This is a genomic window from Calothrix anomala FACHB-343 (assembly GCF_014696435.1).
GTDB lineage: Bacteria > Cyanobacteriota > Cyanobacteriia > Cyanobacteriales > Nostocaceae > Aulosira > Aulosira anomala_A.
Window position 1 is genome coordinate 1 of sequence record NZ_JACJQG010000033.1, and the last position, 21969, is coordinate 21969.

Genomic DNA, 21969 nt, shown 5'->3' on the forward strand with positions numbered 1-21969 from the left:
CTGCCCGGTTGGCAGACCTTATGGCGAGGCTGGTTGCGATTACAGGATATGTGTTGGGCTGCTGATTTGATTACCCAATCACTTTAAAAGATGTTGGTAATGACAAGCCCTATAAGGGTGGGGCTAGAAATACGAAGCCTGCCTTCGCAGCCTATCAAACTTTTAGCCTGCGAAGGCAGGCTTTGTTGGTATAGCAATACCCTTCTAGGGTATTGCGTCAAAATTGGGATGCTCCCGAAAATTGAGCTAGTGCGTTTGACGGTTTCCTAATTTTATTGCAAACTTTCTCAGACGAATTTTGAATTTTCAATTGATATCGGACTCATATTTGATTTCTCAAAAAACTCAGTACACTTTTATTCCTTCTTACCTGTTCCCTGTTCCCTGTTCCCTGTTCCCTTCCTACGCAAATGATTTCACCGAATCAAAGCTGATTACTATATAAATCCTAATTATCAGTGCAATTACCATGAATTCTGAAGATGAAATCAGGCAGTTAGAACCTCAAAAACCTGTTTATTTAGAACTAAATTTTCAAATAGTTTGCGCCATTAGTTTAATTGCAGTACTGGGAGTAAGTAGTGTCACTCCAGCTTTTCCCAGTTTAGCTAAAGCCTTAAAGATTCAACCGCAAAATTTAGGTTTATTAGTCACAGCATTTACATTACCTGCTCTAGTTTTAGGGCCAGTTATTGGTGTACTTGCTGATAGAATTGGCAGAAAAAAAATTATTGTCCCAGCTTTGATTTTATTTGGTATCGCAGGTACAGCTTGCGGTTTAGTGCGTGACTTTAATTTATTGCTATTTTTGCGATTATTACAAGGAATTGGTGCTGCGCCATTGCTGTCTTTGAGTACCACCTTAATCGGTGATTTATACACAGGGGCAAGACGTATGACGGCAATGGGTTACAATGCCAGTGTGAGCAGTATAGGTACAGCTAGTTATCCCACAATTGGCGGAGCATTAGCAACATTAGGTTGGTTTTATCCGTTTCTGTTGCCAATTGTAGCCATTCCTATTGGATTAATTGTATTTTTGGGGCTAAAGAATCCAGAACCAAAAGGCGATCGCAATCTCCAAGAATATTTAACAAATGCTGCTAAAATTCTCAAAAATCGCCGATTATTTGGATTATTTATCGCTAGTGCAGCAAACTTCGTTCTGCTTTACGGAGCCTACGTTACTTACTTTCCCCAATTAATTAACGATACTTTTAAAGCTCCAGCATCTGTCATTGGCATTCTACTTTCTAGTGTTTCTGTCGCTATTATCATCTCATCTTCTCAATTAGGCAGATTAGCGAGAATATATCCCGCAACAAATTTAATTCAAATATCGTTTATTTTATATGCCCTAGCTCTTGCTATTGTTCCCTTCATGCCCAGTATTTGGTTTTTATTAATTCCCACCACAATTTTTGGTATCGGTTTAGGGCTAGGTTTTCCTAGTATCCAAACACTATTAGCAGATTTAGCCCCAAAAGAATATCTCGCGACAATACTATCAGTAAATGGCACATTTTTTGGCTTAGGGCAAACATTAGGGCCTGTTTTAATGGGTATTGCTTTTAGTATTGGTGGGATAAATAGCGTATTTTATACAGGCGTTGGATTTGCAATTTTGATATTTTTTGTCTTTAGATATCTCACATGTACTAGAGGTTAAAAGATATTGGTCATTTGTCATTAGTCATTTGTCATTTGTCTAAGGGAACTCCAAAAAATAAATTATGCCAAATTGTAGGGGCGGGGTTACCCCGCCCCTATGAGTTGCGGATTTGGTAAGTAATGATTGGAATATTTTTTATTTGGAAGTCCCTAGCCCCTAGCCCCTAACCCCCACTCCGCTTATGATGGTGTGAGTTTTTGGGCACCTGATGTGACAGACAATCACCACCAGCAACACAAGATAATTACTGTATTCGCGATCGCTCTTTCCGTAACAGCTTGTAGTTTGACTGCGGGTATTACCCCACAATTAAAAACTCACCAGCTACCAACTAAAGTTAATTCCGTTCCAGTTTCCCAAGAAAACTTAACTAGTCAAATTAATAGCCAATCCCAAGCACCAAATAAAGTAAAAAACCTAAATTTTACAGTTCCGCCAACCTTTCAGGGAAAAACTGTTTATCATGTCCAACCTCAAAATAATGAGAAAGTTATTGCTTTGAGCATTGATGATGGCCCCTGGCCAAAGACAACAATCCAAATGCTAGATATTCTCAAACAAAATGATGTGAAAGCCACATTTTTTTGGGTAGGACAAGCTATACAAGCTAATCCTGAAATTGCTAAACGAGTCGTAGCTGAAGGACACGCTATTGGTAATCATACTTGGCATCATTGGTATCGCCGTATGGATTTAGCCACAGCTAAAAGTGAAATTGAACGCACCAATGAATTGATATATAAAACTACAGGAGTCAAAACAAGTTTGTTTCGTCCTCCTGGAGGCGTTTTAAATAATGGATTAGCAGCTTATGCCAAAAGCCAAAATTATGCAGTAATTATGTGGTCGCAAACTTCTGCTGATACCGATCCGCGCGCTAAATCTCAAGTATTCGTCAAGAATGTCTTAAGAGATGCCAAACCAGGATCTATAGTATTGATGCACGATGGCGGAGGCGATCGCACAAGAACTGTGCAAGCCTTACCAGAAATCATTACCAGACTCAAACAGCAAGGCTATAGATTTGTCACAGTTCCCGAACTCTTACAAATTCAACAGTCAATAGTCAACAGTCAATAGTCAACCGTCAACTGTCAACTATCCCTTATTCACTCATTGCTGAGGCGCAAGCTTGCGCTTCTTGCCAAATTTTCTGCAAGAAGAACTCGGTGCGATCGCTCATGGTGGTAACGAATACGCCTACAGCCTCCTCCGAACCATTGGATAGCCAAGAACCCTGTAAGGTGACTTCTAAATATTCGCTATCACAGGTAGACAGTGCCATAATCTCACTGTCATTGCGTTTTACCTCAGATTTGAGCCTTTCTACTCCTGGTAAATCAACAGGAAGCAAAAAGGAAGCTGTACTGGGTTCAACACAAAGAGATTGACCGACTCGTAAGGCTAAAATCACTCGCTGTGTTACCCATTCTTCCAGCGAGAGACTCAAGCACTCTAAATAAAAGCTCCTTTCGGTGTAAGTTAATTTCAGCATTCCTTCTGCTCTCCTGTTATTCCAGGTTTGCTTGCAAATTGATCCAGAACTGTTTGTAGACAAAAATCGTTGGCGGGATAATCGGCTGGAGTTGGCTACGCAGTCGCATACCAGCCTCTGTTATCCGGCGATTTCTGTTGCGGTAGTTATTCCCTATATAAGAAGCACCAGGCGATCGCAAACTTACATGCTCTAGTGTTAGATTTTGGTTACTATCGCCATATTGGCAACTGTTATTGTCTGGCCGCAACATTTCTCGCCTATTGGGAGAAACTTTACCCTTACGTCCACCAGCTGCAATTTTTAAACCAATGTGTTTTAGCGCGTCTAATATCAATCCGCCTGCTACCGCCAAATTCAATTGTTTTGATGGCTTGATATTGACCGGAAACAGTGGTAAGTAATTTTCACGAATTACCACTACATATTGCTCTAACACTTGCATTGCGATCGTCACAGCTTGACTCCTTATGAAAAAACCCCCGCTTCTTGTTTCTTGGAAGCGGGGGTAGGAAATTGACCTTAAAGTTTTCTGGTCTATATCGGTACAGTATGACTCTTGCGCCTGTACCTCCCGCTTCTTATGTCTAGTTGTGGTTTTGCACTCAGCCCATCAATGCTGATATCTCTCAAATCATAATTACCGTCTGTGAATTGCTCATACTTGTAGCCACCATTACCCATAAAAAAATACTCCACTCCCAACAGTGCTGATTCCCGACTGGATCGGCAGTTGGTAGCACCTAAAGAAGTAGAGATGGGGAAAATGGATTTCACAGAAAATTTCACCTATTGAACATTCCTTTAAACATACTACACTTGTATTACTATCCTGTCCATACCTTAAAGGAGAAAAAGTCATGCATACAATCGCTCGCACCCCAACCACCGATATGGAAGTTACCAGCATCCGTCTAGAACGCGAACTCAAAGAGAAACTCAAAGATATTGCTGGAAATCAGGGATATCAAGCCTTAATTCGAGATATTCTCTGGAATTATGTGCAGCAAAAATCCGGTGAGTGGAAACCGCGATTTTCCCGTACTGATATCCGAGCGAGCATAGCAGCCACGGCGCAACAAGAAGAACGTTGTGTACTCACAGGTCAAGTCATTCAACCACAACAGCCGATGCTTTTAGGACTAACAAGAAATGGCGATATGGTTCCTCTAAGCATCGACAGTTTGGCTGGCTAGTTTTTCTACATCTGAATGCAGCCTAGTTATTACTGATTCGGAAAACTAAGCTGCATTCAGCATTGAATTTTATCTAAACTATAAATAAATCTTATATCAAACTTGTGAGACATCTATTAAGTAATCAGGAAATTGATCGGAAAAAGTTAGGTTTAAAAGCTCGCCCTTAGTGGGCGAAAAAATCCTTGTTTCGCAAGGTAGGTAGAAACTCCAACGCCAGTTCTCTCAAGTCGCGGTCGCGACGGAGACTGTTTCCCCCATGTGGGTGGCTGTCTTTAATTTTGAATTTTGAATTTTGAATTTTGAATTGATTTATCGAGGGCGATCGCGATCGTTAAGCGATGAGAAAAATAGTTATTTTACCCCCTGGGGGTTTGACATCACTTGACATATCGAAATCATCAGCATATTAAGTAAATGATTATTCAGCATAGGAGTGAAGCAACAATACCCATCTATACTTGGCTTTTAAAATCAAGTAGGTATCTACATTGTTTGTCAAGCTCTGCCTAAATCGGATTTTAGCCTTAAACAGACCCATAGAGGGTTAGTTTACTGAGAACAGGAATTGTGAAAAAAATATAATGATTCCCCCGCCAGTTCTCCGTGTTAACACGGGGGACACTGCCAGACTTTTGGCTTCAATTCCAGAGAAATTACGGTTTATGTATAGTTACAGACAGGATATTCTATGTCCAAGTTAGTAAATTAACCGAACCTGAGCGAGTTAAACACAATCTGGCAAAGGTGTTCTAGTATATCCTTAGATATCTGATTACTTGTGTAAAAAATCGTTTAATATACCAAATACTTAGTCATCTGCCATAGAAAGGGGCTATAACAGGTGAGAGAAGTCTTCATTAAAGATTTGCAATTCATCAGGGTGCACCAAACATAAAAAAAGGTGAATAACTAAGTAAGCCAACGAGGTTGGGTGCAAAAAAATGGGGTCGTTATCCAAGAGCGTACCAGGAATGAAAAAGCGTTTATCATCGCCACCACAGTGCCCAGATGACGTAGATCGACTACAATCATACCCAGTCAAGCTGATGCAGCATCCGGAAGAAACAGCCCACCAGTTGTTAAAACAGATTAATCAACTCATCGCTACCAAACCAGCGACGATGTTAATGCTGCAAGAACTGGCGAAACTCCTGGGAACTACCTTTGGGGTAGATTGCTGCTTAGTGACAGTGATGAGCGAGCCATCTACTGAATCTACTAGTGCTTATTGGTGTCATGAAGAATATCTAGGGTTACCGCAGTCAGAGGAAATATTCTCTACAGAACAGTTGCTCATGGAACTGAATGTAGTTCAATGTGCGCCTGAACCTTTAAATATTGAGGACATTTCCACTATCCAAAAAAGCCTGGAAAATGGTTGTCAATCTTTACCATTGCCAATTAAAGCAGTTTTGGCAATTCCTACCCGCTTTCGCGGTAAAAATAATGGGGTAATTAGCTTAATTAAATTTCATCCCCATAATTGGACTCAATCAGAACAAGAACTGCTCAAAAGCATTGAGTCATCTTGCGCGATCGCCGTGGCGCAAGTCGCACAATCACAGTTGATCGCCGATCAACAGCAGTATTTGCAAAAAAACGATCAATATCAAAACCTGATCAAGCAATTAACTGTACTTAGCCGCAGCAATTTAGAGTTAAATCAAATGCTGCAATTAGCGATCGCTTCAGCAGCAGAATCGCTACAGGCAGATCGGGCCCTGTTTATTATGTTGAAGTATACAGATCCCCTGTTCCGCAATCGCACGAAAAAACAAATTCCTAACGCTAAAGCCACCATAGTCAGACAGTGGACTAAGGATATTCAAAATCTTTCTAGCAGTACATCAGATATTTTAAATGACCAATCATTTGTGATTGCTGAGTGTGGCTTATGCCAACACATCTTCGCTGACTCCGTAAAACCGATAGTCATAAATGACTATGCACAACAAAAAGATATTGTAGCAGCCGCGCCACAGTTTGCATTTGAGCAATATCCAGCAATGCTGTTAATGCCATTAGAAAGTCAAGGTAGAATCTTAGGATTTCTGGTATTACAGCAAGCAGCAGCGCGTACTTGGCAAGCAGCAGAATTAAATCTGGTAGAAATGGTTTGTGCTCAAGTCAGCAATGCGATTATTCAGTCACAGACATTGCGACAAGTCCAAAATTTAGTCGATGAGCGCACAGCCAAACTCCAAAGCAGCCTGGAACTACAAGCGAAATTGCACGAACGCACAAGGCAATATGTAGAGCAATTGCGAGAACTCAACGAACTCAAAGATGAATTTTTGAGCAATATGAGCGATCGCTTGCGCTATCCATTGACAAACATGATGATGTCAATTAAAAATCTACGCTTGCCAGGAATCACCGCCGATCGACAAAATCGCTATCTCGATATTTTAGAGCAGGAATGTAGCAAAGAAATCAACTTAATTAATGACTTGCTCACACTCCAAAAACTAGAGTCAAAACAAGCAACTCCACTATTTAAAAATATTGATTTAAATACGAGAGTTCAAGATTTAGCAGCTTCCTTCGAGACAAAACTAGCAGAGAAATCACTCAACATTACTCTCGATTTACCAAAAGATTCCTTAAAACTGCAAACGGAAATCGAAAGTTTTGACCGCATTCTCCAAGAGTTGTTGACTAATGCTTGTAAATACTCAGAGCATGACACCATTGTCGAATTACAAGCCAATCACCAAGTTAACCAACTGGTAGATCAAGTTATTATTAAAGTGACTAATACAGGACGGGGAATTTCGTCTGAAGAAGCGACTTATATATTTGACAAATTCCGTCGTGGTAAAGGACGCTGGACTCCTGGGACTGGTTTAGGTTTAGCTTTAGCCAAATCCCTTGTGCAGCATTTAAATGGGACAATTGCCGTTGAGAGTACACAAATTGCAGATTCCGATCTGAGCAAAATTTGTTTTACCTTGACCCTACCCCAGTTCGCTGACGAAAGTAAACTATATTCTGAAAGTGATTGAACAACCTAAAACTCAAGCGGACATGAATTTAGACACCGCTAGTGACGAAACCAGCCTAGAACCCAATTTGACCCTTGATACAGGTGTTGCGCCATCTGTAGATATCCAAATTGAAAAAATCGCCGATAGACAACGACAAATCACCGCCAAAATCCACATACCCCATCCAGTAGAGCAAATCTGGAAAGTGTTGACCGATTACGAAGCTTTAGCCGATTTCATTCCTAATTTGGCTAAAAGTTGTCTGTTAAATCATCCTGATGGTGGTATTCGTCTCGAACAAGTAGGTTCCCAACGCTTACTCAACTTTAACTTTTGTGCCCGTGTAGTGCTTGATTTGCAAGAATCATTCCTGCAAGAAATCAAATTCTGCATGGTAGAAGGAGATTTTAAAGGCTTTTCTGGTAGTTGGTGCTTAGAGCCTTATACCAACGGTGAGATTACAGGTACAAATCTCTGCTACACAATTCAAGTTTGGCCTAAGCTCACTATGCCTATCGCAATTATCGAAAATCGCCTCAGCAAAGATCTGCGGTTAAATCTTGTAGCTATTTACCAACGTGTCCAGCAAATAGCTAGTCAGTAGCCGATCGGGACTTACAAAAAATAAATTACCCATATGTCGTAGTGTGAGCATCTTGCTCACTGGTGTTCAAAAGCGAGCAAGATGCTCGCACTACAAATTTATTGGGTATTTAAAAAATTGGATGTCCCCTCAATCAAGGTGAATGCTAAAAACCTATCCTAAGTACACATCAAAAACTTAGGATAGGTTTCAAATTTTAGATATTAGACCACAAGTAAAACTACTTATTGCAGTTCACTTTTATTTTTAATACCCCCAGGGGAATTCGAATCCCCGTTACCTCCGTGAAAGGGAGGTGTCCTAGGCCTCTAGACGATGGGGGCGCGTCGGACTCAAGCCTTTTATAAATTAACTAATTTTCCAGAGGTTGTCAACAGTCTCTACAAAAAAAATTTTTAGTCATTGGTCATTAGTCATTAGTCATTGGTCATTAGTCATTGGTCATTAGTCCCCTTTGTCCTCCTTGTCCTCCTTGTCCCCCTTGCCCCCTGCCCCCTGCCCCATGCACTATGCCCCATGCCCTACCGTCCTTTTTGCCAACCAAATGAAAATATAGTATTATAAGAAACTAAGTATGGAAAAAAATTTGATTTTAATCACGAAAAAGGGTGTGATGTTGTACCCTTTAGAGGTAATATTTACTCTTCTTTACAAAAGATTTTGATATTTATCGCTCAAAATCTACAACATGGAAGCATCTTTTGAAATCACCTTACAGATGGTGACTGCTGTTTTTGCAGGTATTAGCGCCCAAGTCCTGGCGGCCTATCTCCGGGTACCCAGCATTGTATTATTGCTGTTGTTGGGCATTTTGCTGGGGTCTGATGGTGTAGGTCTATTGCACCCGCATTTGCTGGGTACGGGTTTGGAAGTGATTGTCGCTCTCGCAACGGCAATAATTTTGTTTGAGGGTGGGCTAAACCTAGATTTGCGTGAGTTGGGTAGGGTTTCTGTCAGTTTACAATTGCTCGTTACTTTAGGAACTCTGGTGACGCTGCTAGGTGGAAGTATGGCGGCTCACTGGTTGGGAGAGTTTCCCTGGAATATTGCGTTTCTCTACGCCTCGATAATTGTGGTTACAGGCCCCACAGTCATTAATCCCCTGCTGAAACAAATCAATGTCGATCGCCAAGTAGCTACCCTATTAGAAGGCGAAGGGGTATTAATTGACCCAGTGGGGGCAATTTTGGCTTTCGTGGTCTTGGATACGATTTTAAACGGCGATGCAGACCCGTTAAATGCCATCATCGGTTTGCTGATGCGTCTGGCTGTAGGTGGAACTATTGGCGCAGCTGGTGGTTATTTAATGAGTTTGATTTTCAAACGAGCTAATTTTCTGTCGTTTGAACTGAAAAATTTGGTGGTACTGGCTATACTTTGGGGTCTGTTTACCTTAGCGCAGACTATTCGCAGTGAGTCGGGCGTAATGACAACGGTTGTGGCTGGGGCTGTATTTGCTAACTCTTCGGTACCAGAGGAACGACTTTTACGCCATTTTAAAGGTCAATTAACGATTCTTAGCGTTTCTGTACTGTTTATCTTACTTGCAGCCGATTTATCTATCGCCAGCGTGTTTGCTTTAGGTTGGGGTAGTTTACTCACGGTTTTGGTGCTGATGTTTGTCGTTAGACCGATTAACATCCTGTTATGTACCTGGAATAGTGACTTAAATTGGCGACAGAAATTATTTTTAAGCTGGGTTGCGCCTAGAGGAATTGTGGCGGCTTCTGTGGCGTCTTTGTTTGCCATTTCCTTGACGCAACGCGGTATTAATGGGGGTGATGCGATTAAAGCCCTGGTTTTCTTGACAATTATCATGACTGTTGTTTGCCAAGGACTGACAGCCGGACAGATTGCTAAGTGGCTGCAAATTACCTCAAAACAGGCGACTGGGGCGGTAATTGTCGGTTGCAATCCTTTGAGTCTGTTAATTGCCCGATTCTTTCAAGAACGGGGCGAAAATGTAGTGATGATTGATACAGATCCAGATTGCTTTGCTCAAGCTGAAGCCCAGAATTTGCGCGTAATTGCTAGTAGTGCCTTAGATACCGATGTGTTAGAAGAGGCGGGATTAGCATCGATGGGCACTTTTTTGGCGATGACTAGTAATGGTGAGGTAAATTTTGTTTTGGCGCAACGGGCGGCTGAGGAATTTAATCCGCCGCGCGTATTAGCGGTTTATCCGCGCGATCCACAAGCTAATAATTCGGCAACGAGTAAAGTTAATCAAGCTTTTGTCTCAGACTTGGCGATTAAAACTTGGAATGAGTATTTGAATGATGGGCGGGTAAAGTTGGGAACAACGACGCTGAGTGAGTTGGAATTTACAAGTCAGCAGGATCATATCCAAGAAAAGATTCGGACTGGGATTTTAGTACCTTTGTTGTTGGAAAGGGAACAACGTTTACAGGTAATGCCTGTTAATCAAGAATGGGAAGTAGGCGATCGCATTATCTACCTATTACATGACCCCAGACCAAATCTTCTTAAACGTTTATCTGGTGGAAGTAAGTCTACTCGTCTACCACTGGAAACTTTACCTGAGGTAGAAGAGGTTCCTTTAGCAAAGCTGGCTCAACTTTCCACTAGTGAAGCTGCTGGAAGTTGATTGAAGTTGCCGTACATTTCTTTCTCTTGCCACAGTAAAGCAGATAAATGCACGATCGCCAGCAATAAAGCAATGGGGGAAATAATATAGCTGTTTAAAGCGTAAAGGTGCTGGACTGTGATGGTATTAATTGCGTCGCCGCCTACCAGGATATTCCGTAATTGTCCGCCGATGACAGGGATGGCTTCGATGCTTCCTAACTCAATCATGAACCGCCAGTATCCTTCTTGAGTCCAGTCGAGAAGCATGGCTGTCCAATCAAGAGCGATCGCGCTGAGGGTAAAGAAAATTCCGCTAATCCAAGCAGTTAACCAACTATTGCGGAATTGCCTACCTAAAAACATGACTACAAGTTGAATTAAGGCGATCGCAATTACACTATTACCAGCAAATTCATGTGCTTTATGAAATAACCATCCATAAGCTACGGTAGTATCGATTGTTTTCAATGACCGATAAGCACCACCTGCTGTTGGTTCGTAATAAAAAGACAGTAAAACTTCCGTAGTGAGGTCAATCAAGCACAAGGTCAAAATTACGACTGATAATATGGTCGCTAGTCGCCGCAAAATCCTATCGAACTGGGTACTTTGCATGGCTGACACCTCTTTACATGATGTAAATATGTATTAATATTACGATTTTAACTAAGAAATATTAAAAAATCTAATTGAATTAGAATCTATGATACCTATGCTTGTGATAGATAAAGTCCTATATTGGCAAAAATCATGAGCCAAAAATCATGAATTATTAATTAGGGAACTCCAGAAAATAAATTATCCCAAATTGTAGGGGTGGGGTAACCCCCATAGGTGTCAACTTAACGCGAAACCCTCTTGGTGAAAAGGTTTCGCCCTCACCCCCAGCCCCTCTCCCCTGGGGAGAGGGGAGCTAGAGATCCAATTCCCCCTCTCCTTGGGGAGAAGGGGTTAGGGGATGAGGGCGAGAGGGTTTTGCACAACGCCTGCCCTATATAGCTTTCACCTTAAGTTGACACCAATGGGTAACCCCGCCCCTACGAGTTGCGGGCTTGGTAAGTTAATGATTGGGATATTTTTTTATTTGGAAGTCCCTTAAGCCAAATATTGTGACCAAATTTTTAAGGGCTCTGGCGAACCGTACCAAATACCAGGGCTTCTAGGCGAATGGTTAACGCCTTCAATCACAAGATTTTCTGCACCCTCAAGATGCGCAGCTACAATAGGTGTGATGCCATCTCCCCAAGTGTTGCCTTGACCGCAGGTCAATTGATAACTACTGTAAGCTAACCAACTACCGCGTCGTCTTTGACCAAAAATGGTTTTACCTGCGACACATACGTAACGAATATTTTGATAAAACGCTCCGGGGTAATTGTTGGTAACAAAGTCTAAATTCCAGCGCGTCCAGCGTTCTTGGCTAATATGGGGTGTACCCAAGGTAATTAAAGTGGCGACTAAAGGGTAAGCTTGCCAAACAGAAGATGAAAGTGGATTACGTCCGTAAGGTTGCTCGCCTAAATAAATTCGCGATATCCAACCACCTGCAGAATGACCAATTAAGTTGATTTGCGAACAGTTGTATTGCTGTAATATCTGTTTAACGGTGAAATCAAGTTGCTGGACAATAGGCGTTACAGGCCTACCGCCAATTAAGGCAAACCAGTCACGACGACGCAAGGGAACTGTGACTGCGGGAAAACCCAACTGTTGTAAAGATTGTTCCAGTTGGCGATAAGCGATGTCTAACGACAAGCCGCTTTGCGTCTACGCGCTTTCTAAATATCCAGGTAAAATAACTGTGGGTAGAGGCATTTGCTTGATTTAAAGATTTGACAAGAATCTAGAGAATTTATGAGAATTTGACGCGATCGCTTTTTAGTTGCTCAGTCAGCAATGCCCACTTTGAATTACAATATTACTTTATTACAAAAATAAAACTTAAAAAAATGGCAATTTAGCCGTTTTGTGCTCAACAGACAAAGCTATGATTTTTAGAGGAAAGCATCCGTAACCGAATAGAGTACAACCGGATAAATAATTTAGAGCCTGAAAAATAATTTATTGATAGTCAACTGCAATTGAGCTGAGTGAACGGTAACTGCTATGTCTTACGTCTCCCTACTGAGAAATCTACCAGAAGTATTATCCCAACCAACTGGGATAGCCGCGATCGCATCTGTGGGAATTCACGGTGCTATTGCCTTGATTGTGCCTTTAGTACCTGTAGACTCCAATAAAACCAAAGAAGTCGCATCATCCAAACCCATTGGCATGATGGAATTAAGCCAAGCCGATCAAAAACGGCTACCAGAAATTCCGGGAACATCGACAACTCTTCCTCCATCTCCAGTTCAGCTACAACAATCGCAAATTCCCCAGCTGAATTTTGGCGGACAAACTAATTTATCGGCTTTACCACCAGCACCACCTGCGCCGAATCCGAGTCAGATGATGTTGGAACCTATCCCCTCATCACCTACTAATTACCCTATTTCCCCCCTGCCGAAACAGCAGTCTTTACGCACATACTCGAAAAAAGATTTGGGATTGGATACCTCAGATCTGAATACTAGAAACAAATTCTCTTCTTCAATTGCGCGTTATAGCAGCAAGGATATAGCCCTGGGACAATCCCAGCCTTTAGTAAGAAGTGGCTTGCCAGTTTTCCCCGCAGGAAAATTACCTGCTGGTTTACCAACTTCTCCTGCACCATTACCGATTAATTCCATGCCTGGTACACCAGGAGATACAATTAATACGGCACAAAATACACCAACAGGCGATAATACAGCTTCAGGTTCTCAAAACGGACAGCTATTAGCTGGAATTAATACCACTACACCAAGTGGAAATAATTTAGCTACAGCGACAACAGGTGTAGGATCTAATACATCTACATCAGGAACAGAAAAGGCGATCGCCCAGATAAAATCTTACGAAGACCTGAGAAAAACAGTTCAACAACAGTACCCCACTGCTGTAGAAAAAAGTGTGATTCGTGACAGCATTACTACAGATAAACCTGATGTACAAGGTTTGGTTTTAGGGCGATTAGTAGTAGGGCCGGAAGGCGTATTAGATATTAAATTTGAAGACTCTTCCAATCGTGCATTGCAAGTCAAAGCACAAGAGTATTTTAAGGCGAATCCACCACAGCGCGATCGCCAAATCGCTCATTACCCATTTAGTTTAGAGTTCAAAAATAGTAATAATACCGCCAGTGGAAATACTCAACAGCCAGCATCGGCGGACACTATTAAACCCTTATCAACTCCCGCACTCAACAATAATCAGCCTGTACCTGCAACAGGAATCAGCCCCAAACCAGTATTAAATCTGCCTGTCAACAATAATCAGCCTGCACCGGCAACGGGAAGTAGCCCCAAACCAGTATTAAATCTGCCAGTCAATAACAATCAACCTGCACCGGCAACGGGAACAAGCCCCAAACCAGTGTTAAATCTGCCAGTCAATAATAATCAGCCTGCACCTGCACCAGAAACAACTGGCAAACCTCAATCCAATTCATTAATTAATAGAATTAAGCCTGTAGCTGCACCAACAGTAACAGCTTCGCCATTCCCCAATTTAGTAAATACAATTAAGCCTGTAGCTACACCAGCCGCTACAGTTAAACCATCACCTGCACCTGAGAACAACACCAGCCAGCCAGCTCCCACTGTGGAACCTGGTAAAAAACTCATCCAGCAGTTGCGCCAACTCAGAGAAGAACGAGAAACTTCTAGTAAATAGGGGCTAGGGACTGTTTTCAAACTCCTTGTATCCTCAAAAAAATGCGATCGCTAACGATCGCCTCGATTTTGTTGTAGTTATAGTTTGAAAACACGCCCTAGTCGAGGGGAGCCGTATTGTAGCAAGTGGCGTGGACAAGGAGGACAAGGGAAAGACGCAACTAACACATGACCAATAACTATTGACCATTGACCATTGACCATTGACTTTTGACCATTGACTTTTGACGAAGTTGACAACATAGCCGTTAATATAGTAAACAGTCTGGTTGCTAATGTGATTGAGTGAATTATCCCGCATCATCCCCAGAACTTGACCTTGGGTCAATTTTTCCGTTTAATCTGGATCAATTTCAATTAGACGCGATCGCCTCTCTCAATGACGGTCGGTCTGTAGTTGTTTGTGCGCCCACAGGTTCGGGCAAAACTTTAGTAGGTGAATACGCGATTTATCGTGCTTTGGCGCGAGGAAAGCGGGTATTTTACACTACGCCTTTAAAAGCGCTGTCAAATCAAAAATTACGCGACTTTCGCGAAAAATTTGGTTTTGAACAGGTAGGACTCCTCACCGGAGATGCTTCCATTAACAGGGATGCGCCAATTCTGGTGATGACCACAGAAATTTTTCGCAATATGCTCTATGGCACGCCCATAGGGCAAGTTGGCATTTCTTTGGTAAATGTAGAAGCTGTGGTACTAGATGAGTGCCACTACATGAACGATCGCCAACGGGGTACAGTTTGGGAAGAATCGATCATCTATTGTCCCCGGGAAGTGCAATTAGTCGCCCTTTCCGCTACCGTTGCTAACAGCGATCAACTCACCGATTGGCTAAATCGCGTCCACGGCCCCACTGACCTGATTTACTCCGATTTTCGTCCCGTACCCCTAGAATTTCATTTTTGTAACCCGAAAGGACTGTTTCCCCTCCTCAACGAGACTAAAACTAAAATTAGTCCCCGCCTTGCTAATCGGGGAAAAAGAAAACAGGGAGACAGAGGGAAAGGCGGTAGGCCAGAGGCTCCCAGTCTTACTTATACTTTGAACCACCTACAGCAACGGGATATGTTACCCGCCATTTACTTTATTTTCAGCCGCCGGGGTTGTGATAAAGCTGTGGCTGAAGTAGGCGATATCTGGCTGGTGAATAATGATGAATCTCAAATATTGCGCCGCCAAATCGATGAATTTTTAACCCGCAATCCCGAAGCCGGGCGTTCTGGACAAATTGCGCCCCTATATCGGGGAATAGCAGCTCACCACGCCGGCATATTACCAGCTTGGAAAGTCCTAGTAGAAGAATTATTTCAGCAGGGGCTAATTAAAGTAGTATTTGCCACCGAGACTCTAGCGGCGGGAATTAATATGCCCGCCCGCACTACTGTGATCTCTACCCTTTCCAAACGTACCGACACCGGACACCGCCTACTCAACGCTTCCGAATTCCTGCAAATGGCTGGACGGGCTGGGCGGCGAGGTATGGATTTGCAAGGTCATGTGGTCACTGTCCAAACTCCTTTTGAAGGGGCGAAAGAAGCGGCATATTTAGCCACATCTAAACCAGACCCCTTAGTAAGCCAGTTTACTCCTAGTTACGGGATGGTACTTAACCTCCTGCAAACTCATACCTTAGAGGAAACTAGAGAGCTAATAGAACGCAGTTTTGGCCAGTATATGGCGACGCTGCATTTAAAACCCAATTATGAAGAAATTGATGAACTACAAGCCGAATTAGCCCAACTTGAGGAGCAAATCGCCGCCGTTGATGAAAATGAACTAGCGGTGTATGAAAAATTACGCCAACGCCTGAAAGTAGAAAAGCAAATTTTAAAAACTCTGCAACAACAAGCCCAGGAAGACCGCCAAGAGCAATTAGGAATGATGCTAGGGTTTGCGGTTTCCGGGACATTGCTGAGTTTAAAAGGCAAAAATATTACAGTTTCTTCGCCAATTGCCGCCGTATTGGTGGGTAAAAGTTCGGGTTCTGAGCAATCTACCTGCTTAGTATGCTTAGGCAAGGATAATCGCTGGTATGTTGCGGCGACAGAGGATATTGTTGATTTATATGCAGAATTGCCAAGAATTGAGATTCCAGGCGAGATTTTGCCACCACCAGAGCTAATTTTTAAACCAGGACAAATTCAGGTAGGCGATCGCCAAACAGCAATTATTGCCCAACAAATCCCCGAACCAGGTGAGTCTTTATATTTACCGCCAGAGGTAGCAGAACAACTGAGTCGGGTAACGGCTGTTCAAGAACAATTAGAAGCCCATCCGATTTATAAATCGGGCAATGTCGGCGCTCTGTTCAAACGTAAGGCGCGTTATGTAGAACTAGAAGCCGAATTACAATTGTTACAAGAACATGTAGAGCAACAATCCCAACATCACTGGGAAGAATTTCTCAATTTAATTGAAATTTTGCAGCACTTTGGCTGTTTAGATAACTTAGTCCCCACAGCTTTAGGGCAAGTTGCTGCGGCTATTCGCGGAGAAAATGAATTATGGCTGGGTTTGGTACTCGCTAGCGGTGAATTTAACCAATTAGATCCGCACCATTTAGCTGCTGCTGTAGCGGCTTTGGTAACAGAAACTCCTCGTCCAGATAGTAAAGTTCGTTTTGATTTGAGCAATCAAGTTGTGGATGCTTTGGCAAAACTGCGGGGAATTCGTCGCCAGATGTTCCAAATGCAACGGCGGTATAATGTGGCACTGCCTATTTGGTTAGAATTTGAGTTAATTGCTTTGGTAGAACAATGGGCGTTAGGCATTGAGTGGACGGAACTATGTGAAAATACCACATTAGATGAGGGTGATGTGGTAAGAATTTTACGCCGGACTTTGGATTTATTATCTCAAATTCCTCACGTGCCTAATTTACCAGAGTCACTGCTACGTAATGCTTACCGTGCCATCCAGTTAATCGATCGCTTCCCTGTAAATGAAGTTGTAGAATGAAAAACTCCACCCACAAGGGGATGGAGTTTTTGGGCATGGGGCATGGGGGATGGGGCATAGGGAAGAAATTACCGTATCCCGCCACAAGCCCAAAGCGGCGGCGCAGCTGTCCCTCTCTACCGACGGATAGGAGTTTCCCGACGCTTTCAAGAAATGGGCTAAACGTTTGTCTTTCTCTGTTGTTGGGGAATAACAATTGCAAATTCTGTATGTCCGGGAGTGGAATAACATTCAATTTGTCCTTGGTGTCTATCCACAATAATTTGATAGCTAATAGACAAGCCTAAACCTGTACCTTTACCAATCTCTTTAGTGGTAAAGAAAGGGTCAAATAAACGATTGGCAACTGTTTCACTCATTCCCGGGCCATTGTCGATAATCCGAATCACAATTGAAGATTGAGAATTGGAGATATCAGCTTGTTCTCCAGTCTCAATACTTGTATCTCCTTGTCTAAATTCAGTGCAGATAGTAATCTGGTTAGGATTGACTAAGATTTCCTCAGGCGATCGCTTTTGACTGTACTCTTCCAAAGCATCTATAGCATTCACAATAATATTCATAAATACTTGGTTGAGTTGTCCTGCATAGCATTCTACTAAAGGTAACTGACCGTATTCTTTGATAACTTCAATTGCTGGGGAACCTGTTTTCGGTTTCAGGCGATGTTGCAAAATCATCAAAGTACTATCTAAACCATCATGAATATTTACTTCTTTGACTTCCGCTTCATCTAAGCGTGAAAAAGTCCGCAGAGACAAAACAATTTCTCGAATCCGGTTAGCACCTACTTTCATAGAAGCTAACAGCTTCGGTAAATCATCAAAAATAAAATCTATATCTACTGCTTCAATTTCTGCTTGCAATGTCGAGTTGGGATGAGGGTAATGTTGCTGATAACATTGCAGTAAATAAAGTAAATCTTCTACATATTCAGTAGCGGGGTTGATATTACCGTAAATGAAGTTAACCGGATTATTAATTTCATGCGCAACACCAGCTACAAGCTGACCCAAACTAGACATTTTCTCGCTTTGAATTAGCTGTCTTTGGGTTTGCTGCAATTTTTTTAAAGTTTGTTCTAGTTTTTCCTTTTCTTGAAGTAAAGCAATAGTACGTTGCTGTACTCGTGTTTCTAAATACTGATTTGCTTGCGCTAATCGACTTAAAGCTTCTTGTAGAGATATTTCTGTTTGTTTGCGCTCGCTAATATCAATAATGAATCCAAGTAATTGAATTACTTTACCTTGAGAACGGACAACATTAACAATATCTTTAACCCAAATCCAGTTACCATCAGCAGTTAATAATCGATACTCAATTATGTAATCATCTTCGGTTTTTGATTTGAGTTGATGGTATTCAAGCACTAAAGACCTATCTTCTGGATGAATGTGGAAATACCAGAATTCTGGTTGATACCAATCTTCTAATTTATAACCAAATAAATCTATTGCTTGTGGCCCGACATAAGTAAACTGGTGATTATTTGGCTCGGCTTCCCAAGGTACTAATTTTACACCTTCTACCAGTCGCTTTAATCGTTGCTGGGTTTGCTCTAAATCTTTTTCTGTATGCTTGTGTAAGGTAATATCATTGGCAATTACAGCATATTGGCTAGTAATACCTTCTGAATTATGAATAGGTAGACCATCTACTAATAAGCAATACTCTTTTTGCTGCTTTGATAAATAGGAAATTTCAAATTTAAAGTTTTCTCCTTTTAATAATTGTTCGCGAATATAAGCTGGTTGAATATTAAGTTGGGAATTATTAGTCAGGACGGTAAAAAGTTTTTTTCCGATTAATAAATCAGTGCTAATAGCTGCAAAGTTAGCAAATGCTTCATTTACCCATTGAATGCGTCCAGATCTATCAGTTAATGCCATTAATAAATCAGCGCGATTTGCTAAAGCATTAAACATGGTGAAAGGTAAATCAACCGAGTTAACTACCATGCTCATAACTCCTGTAGCCAGAATTAAAGAGCATCGCATCTCTCCGCTACATAAGCTAAAACTGCCATTTGACTAGGACAGGAATTACCATTACAAAGAATTAAGAGCGTAGGTAGTCCCATATTATTTATTTAGTAATAAATATTACTAAAAATCTTAGCTTTACAAACTACAGTTGCCGTCAGGGAAAATACACAAACCTCTAATTTTAATCGATGGTAGCTGAAATTGAATCTAGTGGTCTGTCCCATTAATTTATCTGATTTCCTAGATCCCCAACTTTTTCAAAAAGTCGGGGATCTGATCGCGAGTAGATTTGATATTTGCGAGGGAACATCCCAGCAAAAACCGCCCTCACCCTATAAGGGTGGGGCTAGAAATACGAAGCCTGCCTTCGCAGGCTAAAAGTTTGATAGCCTGCGAAGGCAGGCTTTGTTGGTATAGCAATACCCTTGAGGGTATTGCGTCAAAATTGGGATGCTCCCATTAGCGATCGCGTTAAATTTTAAGTTAGCTGTCCATCTGTTGGTTCGGCTTCTACTGTTACCTTTTGCCCAATTTTTGGTTCAGTTCCTGCCAGTAGGCGTTCAATATTACTGCGGTGACGAAAAATTACATACAATCCGCCAAAAAAGGCATAGAGGATGCAAGGTAAAGGTTGATGGAAAATTAGCATGAAAATTGTCACCGCGATCGCAGCTGTAATTGAACTTAGGGAGACAATCCGCGATATCGCCACAACAACAGCAAATACACCTGCTGATGCTAAACCTACCTGCCAACTTATCGCCAATACAGTCCCTAAGCCAGTAGCGACAGATTTACCACCACTAAAACCTAAAAAAATTGATTTGCTGTGTCCGAGAACTGCTGCTAACCCCGCTAAAGTTGCTAAACACGGTTGCCATAAATTAGCATCTACCGTAGGGGGGATAAAATTGTAAAGTGGAGCCAATTTAAATAACTGGTAAGCTAGAGCGATCGCAGTTACGCCCTTCAAGCAATCTATTAATAACACAACAGCCCCAGGCCCTTTACCCAAAGTCCTTAAGACATTAGTTGCGCCAGTTGAACCAGAACCAACTTCGCGAATATCAATACCCTTTAACTGCTTCACCGCAATGTAGCCAGTAGGGAAAGAACCCAATAGATAGGCTACAACCAAAACAACAGCGCACAAACTTAACCAAACAGCCATAACAATTCAAAATTCAAAATTCAAAATTCAAAAAATTTCCAAGTCAGTAGGGGCGGGTTCTGTAAAATTCTCACTGGGAAAACAGATATGTCGATTAAACTCGCCCCTACAACAGTCTCAAATTTCTGAACCAATGACAAATGACAATTGTACAGACGCGATTTATCGCGTCTCCCCGATTTATCGCGTCTCTGACAATTAACTAATTAAAAATCATCATCATAATTTCTCATTGTTTTGGGGTCTGGGGCAAAGGCTAACCATAAAGGAAATTGCAGTAATGCTAGGCTGATTTGGTCTTCGGAATCATCGATGACGATTAACGGGAGTTGATTGGCTTTGACTAATCGGTCGGCTTTTTGCGCTAAAGCTTCTGGTGCTTCAAATAACACTACTCCTCTATCGGGGCCGAAGTCTGGACGACCTATACCCAGGCAATCTTGCAAACCGCGCCGCCATTCACCTAAGCGTTCTGGTGTATTAGCTAATACCAAAGCGCGGACGCGATCGCCATACAATTTGTAGAGGATGGAAATTACCGCCGAAGAAATCAAAATATTCTGTAAGCGGCTACCCATTGTCCGTAAAGCACCTCTTCCCCCTTGGCTGAAGAACCAGTTAGAAACTCGTTCTGCATGGACTGGTTCAAAAGTCCGGCGTAATTGCCAAGCAGGGCCATAATAATCTGGTTTGTTGCGATATTGATCGATCAGGCGGCGAATTTGCTTAGTAGTGTCTTGAAACTGCTGCTGCGCGAATTGGGGGGTACCAGATTGTACTGGTTCTGGGGGTTTTTCTTCTTTAATTGATACTACAGGTTTTTCTCGTGCAATTGCCGACGGTACGAGTTGCAACTGTTCGGCGGCGGCGGCTAAATCTTGTAAACTGCCTGTGAGATAATCTTTAAAACCCTGTACCCGAATCGCCAAATCTTGAGATGTTCCCGCAAAAGTCGTGCGCATTTCATTGCGGATGCGTTCTTGACGCCGTTCTAACTGTTCTACAGCAATTTGCAGGGTTTGTTTGCGTTGTTCTAATTGTGCTAGGGAATCTTGCACCAGCTTTCCTAACGCCAATTGAGTTTCGCCCACCTGCGTCTGAAGAGTTTTGTAACTAACTTGCAGATTGGCTATTTCGGCTTCTAGGGCTTCTTTGGTACTTTGTAACTCTGCAACCTGTTGTGCTGCTTGTGCGTATAGGGAATTAACTTCTGATTCTGATTTTATTTCTGACTCCAGCGCTACAGTTTCGGCTTCTAACTGGGTTACCAAATCAGCAGTTGCATCGGCTGCGGGTTCAACTGTAGAAACATCTTCAGCATCAGCTATCGGCGATGCAATAGTTGCGTCATTTGGCTGTGTCTCGACTAATAAAGCCTGTGCAGGTGTTTCTTCCTCTGATTCAACAGATGAGTTATCTGCCGCTGCTTCTGTTGGCTTATCTTCTTGTATTTGTGCCAACCACTCATCAATTGATTCTGGGGTTTGAGATTCCTCTGGGTTCATAACCAATACTGTAATTCCTATGACGCGAATAAATAGCTTTGTTGAAATA

Annotated in this window: 16 protein-coding genes and 1 tRNA gene; 8 read left to right on the forward strand and 9 right to left on the reverse strand. The window is 42.1% G+C overall.

Annotation, left to right across the window (positions count from 1 at the left end):
* Window positions 1–469 precede the first annotated feature (469 nt).
* Together H6G08_RS18985 and H6G08_RS18990 are read left to right on the forward strand one after the other, a co-directional pair.
* Complete coding sequence (locus H6G08_RS18985; protein ID WP_190545719.1) at window positions 470–1669, forward strand: MFS transporter; 1200 nt, start codon at window positions 470–472, stop codon at window positions 1667–1669.
* Between the two features lie 213 nt (window positions 1670–1882).
* Entirely contained in the window at window positions 1883–2752 is an 870-nt protein-coding gene (locus tag H6G08_RS18990; RefSeq protein ID WP_313942115.1) for a polysaccharide deacetylase family protein, read from the forward strand.
* Window positions 2753–2777: 25 nt separating this feature from the next.
* Here H6G08_RS18990 and H6G08_RS18995 read toward each other — a convergent pair whose 3' ends face one another.
* The 3 genes from H6G08_RS18995 to H6G08_RS19005 form a co-directional block, all read right to left on the reverse strand.
* Window positions 2778–3167 (reverse strand): alr0857 family protein, encoded by a 390-nt coding sequence (locus H6G08_RS18995; protein WP_190545722.1) that lies wholly within the window; start codon window positions 3165–3167, stop codon window positions 2778–2780.
* Window positions 3168–3183: 16 nt separating this feature from the next.
* On the reverse strand, window positions 3184–3624 hold the full coding sequence (locus H6G08_RS19000) for an HNH endonuclease (RefSeq protein WP_190545724.1): 441 nt from the start codon (window positions 3622–3624) through the stop codon (window positions 3184–3186).
* 80 nt (window positions 3625–3704) lie between these two features.
* Complete coding sequence (locus H6G08_RS19005; RefSeq protein WP_199322662.1) at window positions 3705–3944, reverse strand: hypothetical protein; 240 nt, start codon at window positions 3942–3944, stop codon at window positions 3705–3707.
* An 83-nt stretch (window positions 3945–4027) separates the two neighbouring features.
* On the opposite strand from H6G08_RS19005, the gene H6G08_RS19010 reads away from it, so the two are divergent.
* The 3 genes from H6G08_RS19010 to H6G08_RS19020 all read left to right on the forward strand — a co-directional run bounded on the left by H6G08_RS19010 (window position 4028) and on the right by H6G08_RS19020 (window position 7957).
* Window positions 4028–4363 carry a ribbon-helix-helix domain-containing protein gene (locus H6G08_RS19010; RefSeq protein WP_096606695.1) on the forward strand — a complete coding sequence of 112 codons (336 nt, stop codon included), beginning with the start codon at window positions 4028–4030 and terminating at the stop codon, window positions 4361–4363.
* A 974-nt stretch (window positions 4364–5337) separates the two neighbouring features.
* Entirely contained in the window at window positions 5338–7371 is a 2034-nt protein-coding gene (locus H6G08_RS19015; RefSeq protein WP_190545727.1) for a sensor histidine kinase, read from the forward strand.
* A gap of 22 nt (window positions 7372–7393) precedes the next feature.
* Entirely contained in the window at window positions 7394–7957 is a 564-nt protein-coding gene (locus H6G08_RS19020) for an SRPBCC family protein (protein ID WP_190545728.1), read from the forward strand.
* 250 nt (window positions 7958–8207) lie between these two features.
* On the opposite strand, the gene H6G08_RS19025 is transcribed toward H6G08_RS19020, so the two are convergent.
* Window positions 8208–8280: transfer RNA gene (locus tag H6G08_RS19025), tRNA-Glu, on the reverse strand.
* A 365-nt stretch (window positions 8281–8645) separates the two neighbouring features.
* Between H6G08_RS19025 and H6G08_RS19030 the strand changes: the two genes are divergently transcribed.
* Window positions 8646–10565, forward strand: coding sequence for a cation:proton antiporter (locus H6G08_RS19030; protein ID WP_190545730.1), 1920 nt, complete (start codon window positions 8646–8648; stop codon window positions 10563–10565).
* Here the strand turns inward: H6G08_RS19030 and H6G08_RS19035 are convergent.
* On the reverse strand, window positions 10532–11161 hold the full coding sequence (locus tag H6G08_RS19035; protein WP_190545732.1) for a cytochrome b N-terminal domain-containing protein: 630 nt from the start codon (window positions 11159–11161) through the stop codon (window positions 10532–10534). The two genes, H6G08_RS19030 and H6G08_RS19035, sit on opposite strands and share 34 nt — an antisense overlap.
* Window positions 11162–11641: 480 nt before the next feature.
* Complete coding sequence (locus H6G08_RS19040) at window positions 11642–12301, reverse strand: esterase/lipase family protein (RefSeq protein ID WP_242046203.1); 660 nt, start codon at window positions 12299–12301, stop codon at window positions 11642–11644.
* A gap of 351 nt (window positions 12302–12652) precedes the next feature.
* Here H6G08_RS19040 and H6G08_RS19045 point away from each other — a divergent pair, with 351 nt between their 5' ends.
* Both H6G08_RS19045 and H6G08_RS19050 read left to right on the forward strand, forming a co-directional pair.
* Window positions 12653–14302, forward strand: a complete 1650-nt coding sequence (locus H6G08_RS19045; RefSeq protein ID WP_190545734.1) for a hypothetical protein — start codon at window positions 12653–12655, stop codon at window positions 14300–14302.
* 284 nt (window positions 14303–14586) lie between these two features.
* Entirely contained in the window at window positions 14587–17259 is a 2673-nt protein-coding gene (locus H6G08_RS19050; RefSeq protein ID WP_190545736.1) for a DEAD/DEAH box helicase, read from the forward strand.
* 158 nt (window positions 17260–17417) lie between these two features.
* On the opposite strand, the gene H6G08_RS19055 is transcribed toward H6G08_RS19050, so the two are convergent.
* The 3 genes from H6G08_RS19055 to H6G08_RS19065 all read right to left on the reverse strand — a co-directional run bounded on the left by H6G08_RS19055 (window position 17418) and on the right by H6G08_RS19065 (window position 21920).
* Window positions 17418–19217, reverse strand: coding sequence for a PAS domain-containing sensor histidine kinase (locus H6G08_RS19055; protein ID WP_190545738.1), 1800 nt, complete (start codon window positions 19215–19217; stop codon window positions 17418–17420).
* A gap of 505 nt (window positions 19218–19722) precedes the next feature.
* Entirely contained in the window at window positions 19723–20415 is a 693-nt protein-coding gene (plsY, locus tag H6G08_RS19060) for a glycerol-3-phosphate 1-O-acyltransferase PlsY (protein WP_190545740.1), read from the reverse strand.
* 206 nt (window positions 20416–20621) lie between these two features.
* The gene (locus H6G08_RS19065; RefSeq protein WP_190545838.1) at window positions 20622–21920 is read right to left on the reverse strand and encodes a DUF3086 domain-containing protein; all 1299 of its coding nucleotides are present in this window, start codon (window positions 21918–21920) and stop codon (window positions 20622–20624) included.
* Window positions 21921–21969 lie beyond the last annotated feature (49 nt).